At 73.5% G+C, this 18,571-nt stretch carries 18 protein-coding genes and 1 tRNA gene; 7 read left to right on the top strand and 12 right to left on the bottom strand.

Annotation, left to right across the window (positions count from 1 at the left end; genetic code table 11):
- Positions 1-43: 43 nt before the first annotated feature.
- The 3 genes from HS048_RS25810 to HS048_RS25800 form a co-directional block, all read right to left on the bottom strand.
- The gene (locus tag HS048_RS25810; RefSeq protein ID WP_196468916.1) at positions 44-1,018 is read right to left on the bottom strand and encodes an aldo/keto reductase; all 975 of its coding nucleotides are present in this window, start codon (positions 1,016-1,018) and stop codon (positions 44-46) included.
- Between the two features lie 100 nt (positions 1,019-1,118).
- Complete coding sequence (locus tag HS048_RS25805; protein WP_307832637.1) at positions 1,119-1,715, bottom strand: GNAT family N-acetyltransferase; 597 nt, start codon at positions 1,713-1,715, stop codon at positions 1,119-1,121.
- Positions 1,716-1,780: 65 nt separating this feature from the next.
- Positions 1,781-2,359: a hypothetical protein gene (locus tag HS048_RS25800; protein WP_196468915.1), complete on the bottom strand. Its 579-nt coding sequence runs from the start codon at positions 2,357-2,359 to the stop codon at positions 1,781-1,783.
- Positions 2,360-2,483: 124 nt separating this feature from the next.
- On the opposite strand from HS048_RS25800, the gene HS048_RS25795 reads away from it, so the two are divergent.
- A complete protein-coding gene (locus tag HS048_RS25795; RefSeq protein WP_196468914.1) occupies positions 2,484-3,263 on the top strand; it encodes a methylenetetrahydrofolate reductase in 780 nt (259 codons plus the stop codon).
- 25 nt (positions 3,264-3,288) lie between these two features.
- Here the strand turns inward: HS048_RS25795 and HS048_RS25790 are convergent, their stop codons facing one another.
- Positions 3,289-4,395: a serine hydrolase gene (locus HS048_RS25790; protein WP_196468913.1), complete on the bottom strand. Its 1,107-nt coding sequence runs from the start codon at positions 4,393-4,395 to the stop codon at positions 3,289-3,291.
- 149 nt (positions 4,396-4,544) lie between these two features.
- On the bottom strand, positions 4,545-5,204 hold the full coding sequence (locus tag HS048_RS25785) for a hypothetical protein (protein ID WP_196468912.1): 660 nt from the start codon (positions 5,202-5,204) through the stop codon (positions 4,545-4,547).
- Between the two features lie 418 nt (positions 5,205-5,622).
- On the opposite strand from HS048_RS25785, the gene HS048_RS25780 reads away from it, so the two are divergent.
- Together HS048_RS25780 and HS048_RS25775 are read left to right on the top strand one after the other, a co-directional pair.
- The gene (locus HS048_RS25780; protein ID WP_307832636.1) at positions 5,623-6,363 is read left to right on the top strand and encodes an alpha/beta hydrolase; all 741 of its coding nucleotides are present in this window, start codon (positions 5,623-5,625) and stop codon (positions 6,361-6,363) included.
- Between the two features lie 64 nt (positions 6,364-6,427).
- On the top strand, positions 6,428-7,597 hold the full coding sequence (locus HS048_RS25775) for a PP2C family protein-serine/threonine phosphatase (protein ID WP_196468911.1): 1,170 nt from the start codon (positions 6,428-6,430) through the stop codon (positions 7,595-7,597).
- Positions 7,598-7,654: 57 nt separating this feature from the next.
- Here HS048_RS25775 and HS048_RS25770 read toward each other — a convergent pair whose 3' ends face one another.
- Positions 7,655-9,610, bottom strand: a complete 1,956-nt coding sequence (locus HS048_RS25770; protein ID WP_196468910.1) for a S9 family peptidase — start codon at positions 9,608-9,610, stop codon at positions 7,655-7,657.
- A gap of 141 nt (positions 9,611-9,751) precedes the next feature.
- Here HS048_RS25770 and HS048_RS38265 point away from each other — a divergent pair, with 141 nt between their 5' ends.
- Positions 9,752-10,831 (top strand): class I SAM-dependent methyltransferase, encoded by a 1,080-nt coding sequence (locus HS048_RS38265; protein ID WP_196468909.1) that lies wholly within the window; start codon positions 9,752-9,754, stop codon positions 10,829-10,831.
- A gap of 99 nt (positions 10,832-10,930) precedes the next feature.
- On the opposite strand, the gene HS048_RS25760 is transcribed toward HS048_RS38265, so the two are convergent.
- The gene (locus tag HS048_RS25760) at positions 10,931-11,764 is read right to left on the bottom strand and encodes a helix-turn-helix transcriptional regulator (RefSeq protein WP_196468908.1); all 834 of its coding nucleotides are present in this window, start codon (positions 11,762-11,764) and stop codon (positions 10,931-10,933) included.
- Positions 11,765-11,878: 114 nt separating this feature from the next.
- Here HS048_RS25760 and HS048_RS25755 point away from each other — a divergent pair, with 114 nt between their 5' ends.
- From HS048_RS25755 to HS048_RS25745, 3 genes are all read left to right on the top strand, one after another.
- Complete coding sequence (locus HS048_RS25755; protein WP_068895520.1) at positions 11,879-12,583, top strand: SDR family oxidoreductase; 705 nt, start codon at positions 11,879-11,881, stop codon at positions 12,581-12,583.
- A gap of 95 nt (positions 12,584-12,678) precedes the next feature.
- Positions 12,679-14,106 (top strand): glutamate--cysteine ligase, encoded by a 1,428-nt coding sequence (locus HS048_RS25750; protein ID WP_068895518.1) that lies wholly within the window; start codon positions 12,679-12,681, stop codon positions 14,104-14,106.
- 145 nt (positions 14,107-14,251) lie between these two features.
- The gene (locus HS048_RS25745) at positions 14,252-15,307 is read left to right on the top strand and encodes a hypothetical protein (protein WP_068895516.1); all 1,056 of its coding nucleotides are present in this window, start codon (positions 14,252-14,254) and stop codon (positions 15,305-15,307) included.
- A gap of 130 nt (positions 15,308-15,437) precedes the next feature.
- On the opposite strand, the gene pcp is transcribed toward HS048_RS25745, so the two are convergent.
- The 5 genes from pcp to HS048_RS25720 form a co-directional block, all read right to left on the bottom strand.
- Entirely contained in the window at positions 15,438-16,067 is a 630-nt protein-coding gene (gene pcp / locus HS048_RS25740; RefSeq protein ID WP_068895514.1) for a pyroglutamyl-peptidase I, read from the bottom strand.
- Complete coding sequence (locus HS048_RS25735; RefSeq protein WP_196468907.1) at positions 16,064-16,441, bottom strand: thiol-disulfide oxidoreductase DCC family protein; 378 nt, start codon at positions 16,439-16,441, stop codon at positions 16,064-16,066. The genes pcp and HS048_RS25735 overlap by 4 nt, the downstream gene beginning before the upstream one ends.
- Before the next feature lie 9 nt (positions 16,442-16,450).
- Positions 16,451-17,356, bottom strand: a complete 906-nt coding sequence (locus HS048_RS25730; protein ID WP_307832635.1) for a hypothetical protein — start codon at positions 17,354-17,356, stop codon at positions 16,451-16,453.
- Between the two features lie 56 nt (positions 17,357-17,412).
- Positions 17,413-18,288, bottom strand: coding sequence for a hypothetical protein (locus HS048_RS25725; RefSeq protein WP_307832634.1), 876 nt, complete (start codon positions 18,286-18,288; stop codon positions 17,413-17,415).
- A 196-nt stretch (positions 18,289-18,484) separates the two neighbouring features.
- Positions 18,485-18,559 (bottom strand) — tRNA-Val (locus HS048_RS25720).
- Positions 18,560-18,571 lie beyond the last annotated feature (12 nt).

The raw sequence follows: 18,571 nt of genomic DNA, 5'->3' as shown, positions 1-18,571 counted from the left end.
GCCGGGCCCCTGTCGCCTCCGGCGCGCCGTCCGCCCGGCCCGCTCAGAGGCTGACGGGACGGGGCCGGTACGGCTCGGCGAGGAAGGCGATCTCCTTGTCGGTGAGGGCCAGCTCCACCGCGGCGACGGCGTCGTCCAGGTGGCGGTCCCTGGTCGCGCCGACGATCGGGGCGGTCACCGCGGGCTGGTGGAGCAGCCAGGCCAGCGCCACCCGGGCCGCGGTGACCTCGCGCTCCCGGGCGACCTGGGCGACCCGGTCGAGGATCAGCCGGTTGTTCTCCTCGTCGGTGTAGAGGGCGTCGATGCGGGGGTCGCTCCCGGCGCGGACGGTGCTCTCCGCGGAACCCGCGCGGGCGAGCAGACCGCGGGCCAGCGGGCTCCACGGGATGACCCCCACGCCCTGGTCCGCGCAGAGCGGGAGCATTTCGCGCTCCTCCTCACGATAGAGAAGATTGTAGTGATTCTGCATCGAGACGAACTTCGTCCAGCCGTTGGCCTCGGAGACGTGCTGGGCCTTGGCGAACTGCCAGGCGGCCATGCTGGAGGCGCCGAGGTAGCGGGCCTTGCCCGCCTGCACGATCTCGTGCAGGGCCTGCATGGTCTCCTCGATGGGCGTCTCGTCGTCCCAGCGGTGGATCTGGTAGAGGTCGACGTGGTCGGTGCCCAGGCGGCGCAGGGAGTCGTCGATGGCCGCGTGCAGGTGCTTGCGCGACAGGCCGCGGTCGTTGGCCCCCTCGCCCATGGGGAAGAAGACCTTGGTGGCCAGGACGTAGTCGTCGCGGCGGGGGAACAGCCGGGCCAGCAGCCGGCCGGTGACCTCCTCGCTGGCGCCCCGGGAGTAGACGTCGGCGGTGTCGAAGAACGTCACCCCGGCCTCCACGGCCCGCCGCACGATCGGCTCGGCGGCGGCCTCGTCCAGCACCCACTCGCCCCACCGGGCGGGATCGCCGTAGCTCATCATGCCCAGACAGACCCGGGAGACCTTCAACCCGGTCGTCCCCAGCCGTACGTACTCCATCCCATCCTCCTGATCTCGGCAACGGCGCCAGCCTACGACCGGGTGATCAACGCCTGCGCGCCGGCCGGGCGCGGGCCGGGACAGGCGAGGCGGCTCGCGGTTACCGGCGTTGCCGCCAGTCGGCCCGGGTGAGTCCGTACTCGACTTCGCCGTGCTCGGAGCCCTCGATGGCCTCGGGCCAGTCCTCGGTGAAGTTCCGTAGGAACGACAGGCCGACCTTCTCCATCACCCGGCGGGATCGGGTGTTCACCGCCATGGTGTTCGCGACGACCCGTTCCACCCCGAGGTCGGTGAACCCCTTGCCGACCAGGGCCCGGGATCCCTCCGTGGCGTAGCCCCTGCCCCAGGCGGCCCTGTTCAGCCGGTAGCCGAGTTCGACCACGGCGGGGCTGTGGTCGTCGAGGGGGCGGAACTCGAACCAGCCCAGGAAGGTTCCGGTGGCCTTCTCCTCGCCGGCCCAGTAGCCACGGGTGCCGAAGCACGGGTAGTCGCGAAGCAGCCGGGGCAGGACCCGCGTCCGGATCGTCTCGTGGTCCGCCGGCCGGCCGCCGTTGATGAAGCGCATGACCTCGGGGTCGTCGTCCAGCGCGAAGAGGTGGTCTGCGTCGGCGTCGGTGAACGGGCGCAGCACGAGCCGCTCGGTTTCCAGGAAGACGTCCATGCCGCGATCTTCGCCGTCGGCGGTGGAGTGCGCCACCGGATATCCCCGGCAGGGGAGGCGGCCGTGTTCGTCACCGGTGCTCGGCACCGTAGGACGACACCCTAGGGAGCGCCGGGGATTCCGGGCCGGAGCCGGACCCTGCTCGCGTGGTCTCCCGCCTCCACGAGCGCCTGGGAGGAGTCCTCCCGCAGGGACCCCTCCCAACCGCAGTCGCAGACCGCCACGTATCCTCCGCCGGTCACGCCGTCTTCCCTCGCGGCGCGTTCCTCGATCCCGCCGACGTGCTCCGCCCGCCCGTTCCGCGTGACCAGGACGGCGGTCGCCATGAGCATGACCGCTCCACCCGCCACGAGCCCTCCGAGCAACCCGAGGTAACCCGCGTCCGAAGCGGTCTCCACCAGATAGGGATCGGCCCCGGGCAGGTACACCAGCACCATGGAGGTGAGGAGCACGACCCCGCCGCCCGCTCCCGCCGATCCCCACGTCATGCGCAGCGCCGGTGGGACGCGGCCCAGGACGGCGGGGACGATGACGACGTCCGCGGCGACGACGGCGCCGCCCAGGACGTGGAGGGTGAGCGCCGGAGGCCAGAGGGGCCGGACGGCGGGGAGAGCGATCAGCCCGGCGAGGATCAGAGCGCCTGTGGCGAAGGCGAGTGCGGGACGCCTGTCGAAGACCATGGTTCCTCCTCGCAGGGAACAACGGATCTCCCCGGACGTCGGTGCCCTCTTTCTTGTGATTCGAGCCGGTCTCGTCCAGTGGAACACCCGGCCCGGAGATCACAGTTTCCGTAGATTCGATCCCATGACTGATCGACCCTTCGAAATCGTCTGTGAGATCGAGCCGCCGACCCGCCCAGACCTCAAGCACGTCCGCCACCAGATCGGCACCCTCAGCCGGATCGCCGGCTCCTTCCTCGTCCCGGACAACCACATCGGCCGGGCCACGGTCTCCAGCGTCGCCGTCGCCCACGAGGTCCAGGCGATGGGCGGGCGGAGCATCGCCTGCCTCAACTCCCGCGACCGCAACCTGCTGGGCTTCCGCCGCGACCTGCTCACCGCCGCGGCGTACGGGGTCGACCAGTTCCTGTTCGTGTACGGCGACAAGCCCGCCACGGGCAACCGGACCAGCGACCTGACCGTCCGTTCGATGATCGAGGAGGTCCGCAGGCTCGGCGAGGATCCCGCCTTCGCGGGAAGTCCCGCCTTCCGGGTCGGCACCGCGGCCGGGCTGCGCCCGCTGCCGGCCTGGAAGCGCGCCGCCGACTTCGTGTTCGTCCAGGTCTGCTTCTCGCTGGAGGCGCTGCTGCGGTGGCGCGAGGCCAATCCGGTGGACGTGCCGGTCTACGCCGGGGTGATGGTCATCGCCAGCGAGAACCACGCCCGCCGCCTGGCCGCCGCGATCCCCGACATCGACATCCCCGCGGACCTGGTGGAGAGGGTGGCGGCCGACCGGCTCGCCGGGGTCGGGGCGGCATGCGAGCAGGTCCTGGCCATCCGCGACTCGGGCGCCTTCGACGGGGTGCACCTGATCCCGGTGGCCCGCTACCGGGAGGTGGAGTCCCGGCTGTCCGGGGCGCTGTGAAGGCCCGCCCCGGATGCTCCCGGGCCTAATCCAGGGCGCACAGCAGCCGGGGCAGCACCTCCAGCTGGAAGGCCTTGGCGTCGCTCGGCTGCTGGTTGGCGGCCAGGGCGACGCGGCGGCCGTCGTCGGTGGCGCCCGCCAGGGTGCGATAGCCGACGAATCCGCCGCCGTGGCCCCACCAGTCGCCGCCGCAGGGCAACGCGGTGCGGAACAGGCCGAGTCCCGCCTGCGCGCCCGGCCACATCCGCTCGGGATCGGCCGGGACGGTGGTGCGCATCTCGGCCAGCTGCTCGGCGGGGAGCAGCCTGCCGCCGAGCAGGGCGCCGTAGAAGCGGTCGAGGTCCTGCGGGGTGGAGATGAGGGCGCCCGCCGCGTGACCGATGGAGGGGTTGAAGCGGGTGGCGTTGTGGTAGACGCCCTCGTCGAGGACGTAGCCGTCGGCGTGCCTTCCCGCCACGTCGTCCCTGGTGCCGGGCCAGTAGGTGCCGGTCAGCTTGAGCGGCTTGATGACGCGCCGGGTGATCAGCCGGCCGATGTCCTGGCCGGTCGCCTTCTCCGCGGCCAGGGCGGCCAGGACGGCGCCGGTGGAGGAGTAGGCCCAGCCTTCGGTCCGGGGCATCTCGAGCCCGGTGGCGACCAGCCGCTCCGGCTCGACGGTGGTGAAGCGCAGCGCGAGCTGGTCGATGGTCTCGGCGTAGTCGCCCAGGCGGGCTTCGTGCCGGAGCGCCCTGCGCAGGGTGATCTCCGGTTCCAGCTCGAACCGGGGCAGGTAGTCGCTGATGGGCGCGTCGAGGTCGAGCCTGCCCTCCGCGGCGAGCTGGAGCACCACGACCGCGGTGAAGGTCTTGCTGACGCTGCCGACGCGGAAGCGCTCGTCCCCGCGCATCTTCGCGCCGGTCTCCCGCCTGGCCGCTCCGGCGGCCAGCCGCCAGGTGCCGCAGCGGGGGCTGGTGACGGATACGGCGAGGCCGGGGGAGACCTTCTGCTCGACCGCGGTGTCCAGCGCGGTCTGCAACCGGCCGCGTACGGCGGAGCACGAGGGCGACGACGTGTCGGCGGCGGCCGGGAGGGCGAGGGCGGTCAGCAGGGCGGAACCGGCGCAGGCGGCGGCCAGTACGGTGCGGATCGACATGTCCCGATCATGGCCGGGGGCCGGTGGCGGGGGATCGGCCGGAAGGCGGCCGCCTCGTCGGCCGTCCGGCCGATCCGGGCCGGACCCGTATCGGCCGTCCGGCCGGTCCGGAGACGCGCGGTCGGCCTCTCCCGGGCGTCGCGGCTCCCTCACACCGGTCCGAGGCGCAGGCCTGAGCGCTCGCGGAAGGAGTCGAGCGCGCCCGGCGCCGCCGTCCCGACGCGCAGCGTCGAGGTGATGTGGCAGTAGTCGGCCAGCACCCGGCTCGACCGGTCGGCGAAGCTCAGCCAGTCGCCGCCCTTGCACACGTCGCGGGAACCGACGTAGCCGAGCAGCGACTCGACGGTCCCCAGATCCCCCTTGCGCAGCCGGACGGAGGCCTGGTGCGGCAGCGACCGCACCGCCTGCCGGCAGGCGACGTTGATCAGGAAGGCCGACAACCTCCTGAACCGGCTGTACCACCGCTCGCCCGGACCGGAGCGCCCCTGGACCCGGGGATCGGGCCAGCCGTGGTCGTCCGTGGACACGCTCCACTGCGCGGGCCACCGGTTCTCCCCGCAGAAGAGCAGCGCGCCGGCCTCGACGTCCAGCCGCCCGGGAGCGCTCACCCGGAGGGTGTACTCGCGGCCGCCGGTCCCCATCAGCTCCGGGTGCCGGCCCGCCGCGGCGTAGTAGCCGCGCAGGGCGTCCGGCAGGGCGAACCCCAGGCGATCCTCGGCCGCCGCGATCTCGGCGCGGGGGCAGCCGTCCTCCGGCCTCCAGGTGCCGTACGCGGTCGACATGAGGTCCTGGAGCAATTCCTCGATCATGATGGGTCCCTCGTCCGGCGGATCAGAGAAGCAAGTTGACCACGACGGTGAGCAGGATCGAGAGCAGGACGGAAATAATGATCATGGTCAGGCATCCGGCGGTGCCGCCGAGGAACCTGATCTCGGTGTTTCCGATGCGCATGCCGTTCGGCTACCCGGTGGCGGCCGGGGAAACCGCCGGCCGGCCGGAGCGCGTCCGGGCTCAGGGCATCACCTCCTCACCGTCGCGCCGGTGCCGCCGACCCGCATGATCGTCCTGATCGCCACCACGCCGTCGGCCCGCGGCCGGGGGATCTTCACGGGGGGATATCATCCGGATACGGCCCGAAGTATTGATTTCCACGAAAGGCGTCATACGACAATGGACGTGCTGGCCCGTAACAACGTCCAGATATCGGGGAATCCTTCGGGAACGCCGATGATATTCGCCCACGGATTCGGCTGCGACCAGAACATGTGGCGGTTCGTCGCGCCGGCCTTCGAGGAGGACCACCGGGTCGTGCTCTTCGACCACGTGGGGTACGGCTCGTCGGACCTGGCGAGCCACTCCGCGGAGCGCCACTCCACCCTCGACGGATACGCCCGCGACCTGCTGGAGATCTGCCGGGAGCTCGGCCTGGAGCGGGCCGTCTTCGTCGGCCACTCGGTCGCCGCGATGATCGGCGTCCTGGCCGAGATCGAGGAGCCGGAGCGCTTCGAGCGGCTGGTGCTGGTGGGCCCGTCGCCCTGCTACATCGACGACGGCGACTACGTCGGCGGGTTCAGCCGGCAGGACATCGACGAGCTGCTCGAGTCGCTGGACAGCAACTACCTCGGCTGGTCCGGCGCGATGGCCCCGGTGATCATGGGCAATCCGGACCGGCCCGAGCTGGGCGAGGAGCTGACGAACAGCTTCTGCCGCACCGACCCCGCGATCGCCCGGCAGTTCGCCAGGGCGACCTTCCTGTCGGACAACCGGGCCGACCTGCCGCGGGTGCGGGCGCGCACGCTCGTCCTGCAGTGCTCCGAGGACGTGATCGCCCCGCCGCAGGTGGGGGAGTACGTCCACCGGATGATCCCCGGCAGTGAGCTGGTCCTGATGAAGGCGACCGGGCACTGCCCCAACCTGAGCGCCCCCGAGGAGACCGTGGCCGCGATCCGCTCGTTCCTGCGGGGCTGAGAGGGGACGGGACCGACGGGACGGGACCGCGCCTGTGGCCCAGCCGGACGAGGCCGCCACGCGGATGCATGAGCCTCCGCTGACAGGGGCCGTCGAGGACGACTTCGGCGACCTCTACGAGCACGCGCCGTTCGGCTACCTGTCCACCCTCACGGACGGGACGATCGTCAGGGCCAACGCCACGTTCCTCACCATGGCGGGACGCACCCGCGCAGACCTGGTCGGCCGGGTCCGCTTCCCCGCCCTCCTGCCGGTGGGCGACCGGATCTTCTACGACACGCACTTCGCCCCCCTGCTCGCGATGCAGGGAGAGGTCAGGGAGATCGCGGTCGAGCTGAGGCGCCCCGACGGCACGAGGCTGCCGGTGCTGGTCAACGCGGTGGTCAAGCCCGCCGCGGAGGGGAGACCGGCGGTCATCCGCCTGTCCGCCGTGGCGGCCGCCGACCGCAGGCGGTACGAGCGCGAGCTCCTGCGCGAGCGGCAGCGGGCCGAACGCTCCGAGGCCGAGGCCCGCCACCTCGCGCAGATCCTGCAGGCGAGCTTCGTGCCGGCGGCGCTGCCCGCGGTCCCGGGCCTGGACGTCGCCGGGGTGTACCGGCCCGCCGGCAGCGGCGACGAGGTGGGCGGCGACTTCTACGACCTCTTCGAGACCGCGCACGGCTGGGGACTGTCCCTCGGGGACGTGTGCGGCAAGGGCGCGCGGGCGGCGGTCGTCACCAGCCTGGCCCGGTACACGCTGCGGGCCGCGGGCATCCGGGACGCCCGGCCCGCGGAGGTCCTCTCCCTGCTCAACCAGGCGCTCCTGCGCGAGCGCACGGACCGCTTCCTGACCGCGGCCTACGCCCGGATCCACCACGACGGCGCGGGGAGGCCGCGCCTGAAGCTGTCCCTCGGCGGGCACCCGCCCCCCGTCCGGATCTCCCGGGAGCACCCCTCCGGGCCGGTGGGCCGCCCGGGAGACCTGCTGGGCGTCTTCGACGACCCGAAGCTGCGCGAGACGGAGGTGGAGCTCTCCCCGGGGGACGTGCTGCTCTTCTACACCGACGGGATCACCGAGGGGCGGGGCGCCGACGGCGTGATGTTCGGGGAGGAGCGGCTGCGGCGGTCCCTGGAGGCGGCCCGCGGCGCGGACGCGCAGGGCGTCGCCGAACACCTGGTGGACGAGGTGGTGGACTTCCAGTCCGGGCTGCCGATCGACGACATCGCCGTCCTCGTCCTGCGGGTCCCCGACTGAGGGGCAGGCCGGCCGCGCGCCGCCGGCCTGCCCGACGGGTCCGCCGCGGGAGCCCGACTACGAGGCCAGGTGGCGCGACCACCACTCCAGCACGGCCTCGAAGCGCTGGAGGCGGTGCCGGGGCCGGCCGCTCCGGGTCAGCTCGTGGCCCTCGCCCGGGAAGAGCAGGAACTCGGCGGGCACGCCGTTCCGGCGCAGCGCGACGTACATCCGCTGGGCCTGCTCGACCGGGCAGCGCCAGTCCTCCTCCGAGTGGACCACCGCGAACGGCAGGGTGATCCGGTCGGCGTGCTGGAGCGGGCTCATCGCGCGCTGGGTTTCGGGGTCGGGACCGCAGTAGGCCTCGGCGAAGAACCAGCCGATGTCCGAGGAACCGGTGAAGGAGTCCCAGGCGTTGACCGCGCGCTCGCTCCAGGCCGCGCGGAACCGCTCCCCGTGGTGGGCGGCCAGCCAGCTGGTCATGAACCCGCCGTAGGAGCCGCCCATCACGCCCACCCGGTCGGCGTCGCACTCCGGCAGGGCCAGCGCCGCGTCCAGCAGGGCCAGCACGTCGTCGGCGTCGACGGTGCCGAGCGCGCCGACCACCGACCGGCCGTGCGCCTGGCCGTACCCGGCGGAGCCCCGGGGGTTGGGCAGCACGACCGCGTACCCCGCGGCGGCGTAGACCTGGGTCTCGTCGAGGAAGCCCCAGCCGTGCTGGTGGAACGGTCCGCCGTGCACGTTCAGCAGGACCGGGTGCGGCCCCTCGCCCTCGGGCAGCGCCACCCAGCCGTGCACCGGGTAGCCGTCGGGGGCGACGGCGGTGATCTCCCGGAGCGGGCGGGCTGCGGGCAGCGGCCCGCAGAAGTCGGCGAGCGTCCCGCCCGCGTCGGCGACCAGGCCGGGGTGCTCGGGCGTGGACAGCACGGCCACGGTCCGGCCGCGCCAGGCCGCGAACGCCTTGACGGCCGACCGCTCGCCCAGCACGACCGTGAGCTTGCCCAGCGGGACGCCGGTGGAGGAGTCGAGGGGCACCAGGCGCAGCTCGACCGCGCCGCGCACCCGGACCGCGACCAGGACGCCGCCCTCCACCGGGAGCGGGGTCAGGGACTCGCAGTCCACCGACTCCTCCTCGGTCAGCCGGACGCCGGTCGGTACGGTCGCGGACCCGGCGCCGGTCGGTACGGTCGCGGACCCGGTCGGTACGGTCGCCGGCTCGGCGCCGAGCCGTACGGGCGCGCGGTAGAGCCCGGTGTTGCGGGCCACCGCGTCGATCCCGGAGAACTCCGTGCCCAGGAAGACCACGTCGCCGCCGGGGAGCACCGCCGGGCGGGCCGCCGAGCCGGGGCCGCGCACCACCGGGACCGGCTCGCCGCCCAGCGCGGGCACCGCGTACAGGTCGGTGTGCAGGCTCTCGGGGTCCAGGTCGCGGGGGGCCGAGACCAGCAGGTGCTCGTCGCCGTGCCAGCAGGGGTCGTCGACGTCGTAGCGGTCGCCGGTCAGCGGCACCGGCTGCGGGATGTCGGCCAGCGCGTTGACCACGTACAGGACCTTCCGGCGGTCCTGGACGAATCCCACGTTGTCGCTCCGGTAGCGGAAGCCGGTGATGCGGCGCGGCGCCTCGGCGGCGGGGCCCACCCCCTCCTCGGTGCCGTAGCGGCCCGCCTCCGGGGTCCGGGCGACGAACGCGATCCGCCGCGAGTCGGGCGCCCAGACCGGGGCGCCCGCGCCGAGCGGCAGGTCGGTGACCGGGCGGGGCTCGCCCCCTCCGGTGGGCATCACGTGCAGCTGGGGCCTGCCGCCCGCGGTGGCCCGGAGGAAGGCCACCCAGGCGCCGTCCGGGGAGATGCTCGGCGCGGTGTCCAGGTCGCCGTGGGTGAAGGGGACCGGCGGGCCCTGCGGCGGGATCCGCCACAGGCCTCCCCGGTAGGCGTCCGCCTTCAGGTCGGGGTGGGCCACGTCGACGAGGAGGAGATCGTCGTGGAGGGTCACGCTGCCGGGAACGTGCAGCAGGGCGAGGTCTTCTGGGCGCATGGCCTGGGACGTTATCACCCGATGAAGAACGCTATACCGGGCACCGGGTCTGTCCGGATCACCGGTCGGGTACCGGTTTGTCGACCGACTGAATCGTGATGTGTGGGGACGGAAGCCGTGAACGGACGTGCCATGGCCGCGGTGAAACGCACGATCTACCGAGCCCTGTACGGCTCCCGCTACGACCGTGTGCCCTGGGGGCAGCGGATCTACGTCCGGCCGGGGGAGCGGCTGGCCCGGGAGGTCCAGTGGCGGCTGCGGCTGCGCCGGGCCGAACTGCTCACGCTGGCGGAGTACCGCGAGCGGACCGATCTGGGGGAGATCGAGGAGTTCGTCGTCTGCCACCTGTGCGGCGACAGCCGCCAGCAGCCGCTGTTCCGCCCCACCGGGCCCAAGGGCCGGTGGAGCTACCAGGTGGTGCGCTGCCCGGGGTGCGGGTTCCTCTACCGCAACCCCAACATCCGGCCCGAACGCCTCGGCGACCTGTACGCCAACGGTTACAGCGCCTTCCTCACCGGCAAGTACGCCGCGGACCGGCGCCGCCGCTACCGGCTGACCATGGACTCCTTCCACCCGGTCTTCGCCCAGGGGGGAGGGCGGCGGCTGCTGGACTTCGGCTGCGGGGCCGGGCTCTTCCTGGAACTCGCCGAGCAGCGCGGGTTCGACGCGGCCGGGGTCGACCTGTCGCCGGACTCGGTGGCCGAGGCCAACCGGCGGCTCGCCCGGGCGCGGGCCTACCACGGCACCCCGGAGGACGTCCCGGAGATCGCCGTGGGGGGCTTCGACGTGATCACCCTCTGGTCGGTCCTGGCCCACCTGCCGCGCCCGCTGGACGACTTCCGGCGCTTCCGCAGCCTGCTCGCGCCGGGCGGGGTGCTGATGATCCTCACCGTCAACGCCGCCTCGCTGCAGCTCAAGGCCCGCGGCAGCGCGTGGAACGGGTTCACCAAGAACCACCTGATGTTCTACTCGGCCGAGACCATGCCGACGCTGCTGCGCCGTACCGGGTTCGCCGGGGTGGCCTTCACGCCCTTCTACGGCGACACCGTCGAGGCGGGCACCACCAAGCTCGCCGAGCCGCTGCAGCGGCGGCTCCGCCGCAAGGTCGAGGCGTCCGACGGCGGCAACATGCTGCGCGCGCTGGCCTTCGCCGACGACGAGGCGATCGACCGCTGGGGCGGCGGCCTGAAGGTCCGCCGCCTGCCCAAGTACGAGGGCTGACGGGCGCGCCCGATCCTCAGTGTCCCCGCAGGCGGGGCTTGTTCGCCGCCCGTGTCCGGCGCGGGGCACCCCGGCGGGCCGCGCGGCACCCCGCGGGGGTCAGGCGTCCTGGAGGCGGAGCGTCCGCAGCGTCCGCAGGGCGTCGCGGGCGGGGGAGCCGGCGTCCGTCGTGTAGAGCACCACGCGCTGGTCGCGGTCGGGGACGTGCAGGGACTGGCAGGAGACCTCGATCACGCCGATCAGCGGGTGGCTCATCCGCTTGCGCTGGTTGCGCCGGATCTCCACGTCGTGCGTCTGCCAGAACGCCGCGAACTGCGGGCTGAGGGCCAGCATCTCCGCGACCAGCTCGCCGATCGAGGGGTCGTCGGGGTAGCGCGCGGCGGCGGCGCGCAGGTCGGCGACCGCGGCGCGGGCGAAACCGCCCTTCTCCTCCTCGCAGAGGCCGGCGCGCAGGTCCGGGGAGGAGAAGACCCTGCGCACCACGTTGAGCTCCCGGGGCTCCGCGCGGTCCAGGTCGCCCATGAGCACGCCCGCCAGCGGGTTCCAGGCGAGGATGTCGTACTTGGCGTCGACCACGTAGGCGGGTACGTCCTCCAGGGAGGCCAGCAGGTTCAGCACCCCCTGCGGCACGTCCCGCGAGGGCCTGCCGCCGGGCGCCGGGGCCTCCCCGGCCAGGTGGAACAGGTGGGCGCGCTCGTCGGCGGTCAGCATCAGCGCCCGGGCCAGCGCGCCGAGCACCTGGCGGGACGGGTGCGGCCCCCGGGCCTGCTCCAGGCGGATGTAGTAGTCGATGGACATGCCCGCCAGCTGGGCCACCTCCTGGCGGCGCAGCCCCGGGGTGCGCCTGCGCCCGCCGCCGGGCAGCCCCGCCTCCCGGGGCGTCAGCCGGGCGCGGCGGTTGCGCAGGAATTCGGCGAGTCCACTGCGGTTCATGCCCTCCATCATGGCCGGAGTCCGCGCCCCGACGGCGGCCCGAGGGTGGTACCGCCGGTCCCAGCCTTCCGGGGTCTCTCCCGCCCCCGGCGGACCCCGGCGAGGGTGAGGGGCATGATCGCTCTCATCACGGGTGCCACCAAGGGCATCGGACACCAGATCGCCAGACTGCTCGCCGAGCGGGACGTGACCGTCCTGGCCGCCGGCCGGGACGCGGAGCGCGGGCAGCGGGCCGCCGACGGGATCGGCGCCCGGTTCGTCCAGCTCGACGTCACCTCCGCCGAGTCCGTCGCCTCCGCCGCCAAGTGGATCGAGGCGGAGTACGGCCGGCTCGACATCCTCGTCAACAACGCCGGGGTCCTCCTCCCCCAGGAGGACCCGGCTCCCAGCGCCACCCCGGTGGACGTGCTGCGCGCCACCTACGAGACCAACGTCTTCGGGGTGGTCGCCGTCACCAACGCGATGCTCCCGCTGCTGCGCCGCGCGCCCGCCGCGCGGATCGTGAACATGTCCAGCGGCCTGGCCTCCCTGGCCCGGGCCACCGACCCGCAGGACCCCTTCTGGGAGAGCAACTACCTGGCCTACAACTCCTCCAAGTCGGCGCTCAACATGGTCACCGTCGCCTACGCCAAGGAGCTGGCCGGCACCCCGATCAAGGTCAACGCGGCCGACCCGGGGTACTGCGCGACGGACATGAACGGCCACAGCGGCCCCCGCACCGCCGAGCAGGGCGCGGCCGCCGCCGTACGGCTGGCGCTGCTGGACGCCGGCGGTCCCACCGGCTCCTATCAGGACGAGGACGGCGTCCTGCCCTGGTGATCTACCTCACCGGCGGATTAGACGGCGGCGGACGGGACAGAGAGGGGAGGCGACGCGAATCGCGGTGGAGACCGCCTGAATGATCGGACGGTGAGATGGGGCAGCAACTCGACAAGGACCGGTTCTCGGAGGCGGAGTTCGCCCGCTTCGGGGAGCGGCTGGCCGAGCAGCTGGCGGAGCTCCGCGAGCTGCTGGCCCGGCCGGGGTTCGGGACGGGGCCCATGACCATCGGGGCCGAACTGGAACTGTTCCTGACCACGCCGGACGGCCGCCCGCTCCCGCGCAACCGCGAGGTGCGCGACACCGCCGGGGACGACCGGCTCACCCTGGAGCTCGGCCGGTTCAACCTGGAGGTCAACCTCACCCCGCTCCCGCTGGCGGGCAGGCCGTTCGCCGCGCTGGAGAAGGAGCTGCACGAGACCATCGCGGTGGTGGACTCGGCGGCGGCGGAGCACGGCGGGCGGTCGGTGGCGATCGGGATCCTGCCGACCCTGCACGAGTTCGACTTCACCCAGGGGGCGATGAGCGACGAGAGCCGCTACCGGGCGATGAGCCGCGGCTTCCGGCGGCTGCGGACCGAGCCGTTCCGGGTCCGCATCCACGGTGTGGAGCAGCTGGAGCTGGAGGTCGAGGGCGTGATCCTGGAGAGCGCCAACACCTCCTGGCAGGTGCACCTGCGCACCGCGCCCGCCGACTTCGCCCGCGTCTACAACGCCGCCCAGCTGGCGATGGGACCGGTCCTGGCGGTCAGCGGCAACTCCCCGGGCTTCCTGGGCCGGCGGCTGTGGGAGGAGACCCGCATCGCGCTGTTCGAGGAGTCGGCCGACGACCGCGACCTGGAGCGGCTCGGGCGCCGGGACCGGCGGGTGGCCTTCGGCTCCGGCTGGGTCAGGAGCGCCGAGGAGCTGTTCGAGGCGTGCGTGCGCGACTACGAGCCGATCCTGCCGATGATCACGCCGGAGCACGGCCCCGGCCGGGACGGGGCCCCCGCCCTGGCCGAGCTCCGGCTCCACCAGGGCACGGTCTGGCAGTGGAACCGGCCGGTCTACGACCCGGCGGACGGCGGCCACCTGCGGGTGGAGATGCGCGCCCTGCCCGCCGGGCCGACCCCCGTCGACATGGCGGCCAACACGGCCTTCCTGCTCGGTCTCACCTCCGCCCTGGCCGTCGAGCCGGTCGAGGAGTTCGCCTTCGCCTCCGCCTACCGCAACTTCTACCGGTCGGCGATCGAGGGCCTGGACGCCTCGCTGGCCTGGCCCGGCAGGCGGGACGAGGTCCCGGCGGCCCGGCTCGCCCTGGACCTGCTGCCGCTGGCCGCGGCCGGGCTGGAGCGGGTGGGCGTCGAGCCGGGCGAGGCCGAGCGGATGCTGGACGTCGTCCGGGAGCGCGTCACGCGGCGCCGTACCGGATCGGTCTGGCAGCGCGAGGCGCTGGAGGCGCTGGGCGGAGACCGCGCCCGGATGGTGACCCGCTACCGGGAGCTGGCGCAGACCGGCGACCCGGTGCACACCTGGCCCGTCTGACCCGGCCCTGTGCGGCCCTCCGGCGATGCCCTGCGCGGCCCCTCCCGGGTGAGCGCGGCCCGGATGATCGCGAAAGGGATTCGACCGGCATACTCATGAATTCCGTACCTTGATCCGCCAGACTGGGCGGGACGGGAGGACTCTCATGAGCGCGATGAAGGCCGTGTCCGCGGGACCGTTCGAGCTGAAGCGCGATGACGACCGCTTCAGCGCCGGGATCCGGGTGCTGGAGCGGGAGCTCGAGCGGGTGACGCTGGACGCCGTGCTGGCCAAGGCCAACCGGGCCGCCACCCGGCGGGGCTCCACCGGGTCGGGGGCCTTCGGCTCGATGAGGCCCCGGCCGGTGGACTGGTACTGCTTCGACGCCGCCGACAACGCCTTCCCCGACTGGTACCCGCAGGGGCTGACCTGCTCGTCCGACGCGGGCGCGGCGGGGAACGTGTTCGTGGTGAGCTGGTACTACAAGCCGGAGGCGGGGGAGCGGGGCGTGCGCCTGTCCTTCCTGAACGCCGCCACCCTCCGCTACCGGCACGTCCTGCTCGTCGAGGCCCGCGCGGACGGGGGCATCGCCCCGATCGACATCCACGCCGGAGGCGTCGCCTGGTACGGCCACCTGCTCTACGTCGCCGACACCGTCCGGGGGTTCCGGGTCTTCGACACCCGGCAGATCTTCGAGGTGAACGGCGGGGACGACCGGGCGATCGGCGGGGCGAAGGGCGTGTACAACGCGTTCGGCTACCGCTACGTGATGCCGCAGACCGGCGCGTGGACCACCACCACCGGGGCCGCCCGGTTCTCCTTCGCCGCCGTGGACCGCAGCGCCGACCCCGACCTGCTGGTCTCCGGCGAGTACGTCGACGAGCCGGGGGAGACCGGCCGGGTGGCCCGCTGGCGGCTGGACCCCGACGGGGCCCTGCGGGCCGGGGCCGACGGTGCCGCCGACGGTGTCGCCGCGGCGCTCGACGCCTACGCGCTGCCCGCCGGCAGGATCCAGGGCGCCCTGTCGTACGACGGCGCCTGGTATCTCAGCCAGGGCGCCGGATCGCAGCGGAACGGCACCCTGATCGAGGTCGGCGACGGGATCGTGCGCAGGCCGTACCCGGTGGGCCCGGAGGACCTCGCCTGCGTGCGCGGCCGCGGGCAGGTGTGGAGCGTGACCGAGTTCGTCGGCCGCCGCGTGATCTACGGCGTCCCCCTCTGAGGCGCCGCCCGGCCCGGGCCCGGGGCGCCGCGGTCTCTCCGACCGGAGCCGGCGGATCCGGTCGGAGAGACCGCGGCCGGACGGAGCGGGAACCGGATCCGCCGGGAGGCGTTCGCCCGCGTCCTCACCGTCAGTGCAGCGAGCCGCCGGTCAGGCGCAGATCGTCGTGGACCAGGCCGGCGGCCGTCACGATCGCGGTCAGCGCCTCGGCGACCATCGTGACCGGCATGGACGGCATGGACGGCCCGCCCTGGTCGAGGACCTGCCCGGGGGCGGCCGGCACGTGCACGAAGCCCCCGCGCACCTGCGGGAACTCGGTGGCGATCAGGTGCATGAGGCCGTAGAAGACGTGGTTGCAGACGAACGTCCCGGCGCTGTGCGACACGCTCGCCGGCACGCCCGCCTTCCGTGCCGCCGCCACGCAGGCCTTCACCGGCAGCGTGGCGAAGTAGGCGGCCGGCCCGCCGGGGACCACCGGGCGGTCCACCGGCTGGTCGCCCGCGTTGTCGGGGATGCGGGCGTCGTCGAGGTTGATCGCGACCCGTTCGACCGTGACGTCGGCCCGCCCGGCCGCCTGCCCGACGCAGACCACCACCTCGGGCCCGTGCTCCAGCATCGCCGCCCGCAGACGGTCGGTCGCCGCGCCGAACACGCACGGCAGCAGTACGGCGTGCGCGCCGGGCACCAGCCGCACCGCCTCCCACGACGGGTTGACGGTGGCGCCGTCGAACGGCTCGAACCCGGCCAGCAGCGCCCTCATCGCCGGGCCGCCGGCAGGGCGCAGGCCGGGGTGCCGCCGGGCAGGCGGTGCCGGTTGGCGGCGACCAGCCGGTAGAGGCCGTGGGCCGCCCACCGCAGCGGCGGGAGCCGGAGCGCGAACCCCAGCGCGCTCCACGGCATCCCCGCGGCGATCAGCAGCCGGGCGGCGGCCTGCGCCCCGCCGTACACCCGGCCGCGCTCGACCCAGAGCACCTCGCGGTCCGCCCGCCGCGGGGTGGTGCCGAGCGCGGTCAGGTCGGCGGACTGCCAGGGCGTCACGCGGGCCCGCACGCCGATCCACCGCTCGGCGAAGTGCACGCTCGCCGTGCAGAATCCGCAGTCGCCGTCGTAGACCAGCACTGGTCGTTCTGTCATAGACAAACCCTACTTGTCACCTTCTGTGCTAGGACCGTCCAGGTAGCGGAAGGCCTCGTGCGCGGAGCGGACGCTCTCCCGCAGCGCCCGCTCCAGCCGGCCGGCGTCCTGCGTCAGGTGGTCGATCTCCGGCACGGCGAGCGCGTCGGCGCCCGTCTCGGCGAGGAGCTCCTCGTACCGGGGCAGCCGCGAGCGGAGCAGCTCGACCTGCTGGTGGGCGCGGAAGGCGCGCTCGGCCTCGGCGACATGGCCGGCGTAGCGCTCCAGCGCCTCGACGCGGGCGACGACGGCGGCCTCGCTGGCGGCCAGCGCCCGCTCCAGCGGCGCCATCGCCGCGGCCACCTCCGGGGTCCTCGCGTCGTGGCCGAACCGGCCGTGCTCGTCCCGCAGGGCCGACAGCTTGGCCAGCAGCCGGGCGATCTCCCACTCCTGGGCCGGGAGCATCACGGAGTTGCGCGCGTCGTCGAGCAGCCCGGAGGCGTTGACCTGGGAGCGCAGGACGTACTCGACCGCCTTGCGGGTCCGCTCGCGCAGCTGCTCGGCGGGGGCGTCGAAGTCCTCCGGGAGCAGGTAGCGGTCCTCGTACCAGCGGGCGTTGCGGTAGACCTCCTGCTCGGTGTCCTCGCTCTCCAGGGGCCCCTCGCGGGCGACCAGGTGGCCGGTGAAGACCACGAAGAGGAGCAGTGCGGGGACGAACACGAGGATCCGCCCGTCGTCGGCGCGGAGGGCGCCGCCGAGCAGCAGGAGCGAGACGATCGCCCCGCCGACCTGCAGCGCCCGGACCGGCAGGCCGGGGGCGTCGATCCGCGGCTCGGGGGTCCATCCGGCGCGGATGCGCGACAGCAGCGATCCGTTCCTGCGGAACAGATCGGCGACCTCCGCAGGAACCTCCGGGTCGACCGCCACGTGCTGCACCGGCTCGTTCTCCCCTTTCCCGCGGTCGGACCGTAGTCGAGAAATCTTATTTTCGGCTATCCGTCGAGATAGCGGAACGCCTCGTGGGCGGAGCGGATGCTGGCGTTCAGAGCCTGCCGCAGCTGGTCGGCGTCCTGCGCCAGATGGCCGATCTCCGGAGCCATCAGCCGGCCCGCACCCGCCTCCGCGACGAGCTGCTCGTACTCCGGGAGCTGGGCGCGCAGGGCCTCGATCTGGTGGTGGGAGAGCAGCGCCCGCTCGGCCTCGGCGACGTGGTCGGCGTAGCGCTCCAGCGCCTCGACGCGGGCGACGACGGCGGCCTCGCTGGCGGCCAGCGCCCGCTCCAGCGGCGCCATCGCCGCGGCCACCTCCGGGGTCCTCCCGCTCCTGGCCATGTCGTGGTGCCTGGCCCGCAGGGCCGACAGCTTGGTCAGCAGGCGGGCGATCTCCCACTCCTCCGCGGGGAGCATCACCGAGTTGCGGACGCCGTCCAGCAGGCCCATGGCGTTGACCCGGGAGCGCAGGATGCGGTCGATCGCCTGCTGGACCCGGCCGAGCAGGTGGCGCGAGGGCGGATCGAAGTCCTCCAGGACCAGGAAGCGGCCGCGGAACTGGACCGCGTGGCGGTACAGGACGCGCTCCAGGGAGTCGGCGGGGGTGGGCTTCCTGGCGAGGTAGAGGATCGCCATGACGATGAGCTCGATCCCGGCCAGGACGATCAGGGGGAGGGCGCCCACCCCGGCGGCGACGAGGGTGACGAACGCCAGCACCAGCGTCAGCGCGAAGACTCCCAGGACCGGGCCGGGGATCCGCGAGCCGTCCCGCGCCTCGGGGTTCCAGCCGCGGTGGAACCGCGACAGCAGCGGTCCGTTCCGGCGCATGAGGTTGGCCACCTCCGCGGGCACCTCCGGATCGACCACCACACGCAGCACGGGCCCGCCCCCTTCGCCGAAGCCAAAAGCATACCTATCAACCCGATTTCGGGTCAGGCGTGCTTCCATGGTGCCTCTTCGCGAGGCCTGCGGTGTCCTCCCCGCGGGTGATTCCGGCCGCCGGTCAGGACGCGGCGGGGACCCGGGAAGGGCGGAAACGAAGCGGTCCCCCGGCCTGGGGCCGGGGGACCGCTGGTGGTGGACGATACAGGGATTGAACCTGTGACCTCTTCCGTGTCAGGGAAGCGCTCTCCCGCTGAGCTAATCGTCCTCGGGTGAACCA

The sequence above is a fragment of the Planomonospora sp. ID91781 genome, from assembly GCF_015711595.1.
GTDB classification, from domain to species: domain Bacteria; phylum Actinomycetota; class Actinomycetes; order Streptosporangiales; family Streptosporangiaceae; genus Planomonospora; species Planomonospora parontospora.
This window is presented reverse-complemented; position numbering and strand designations above follow the sequence as displayed.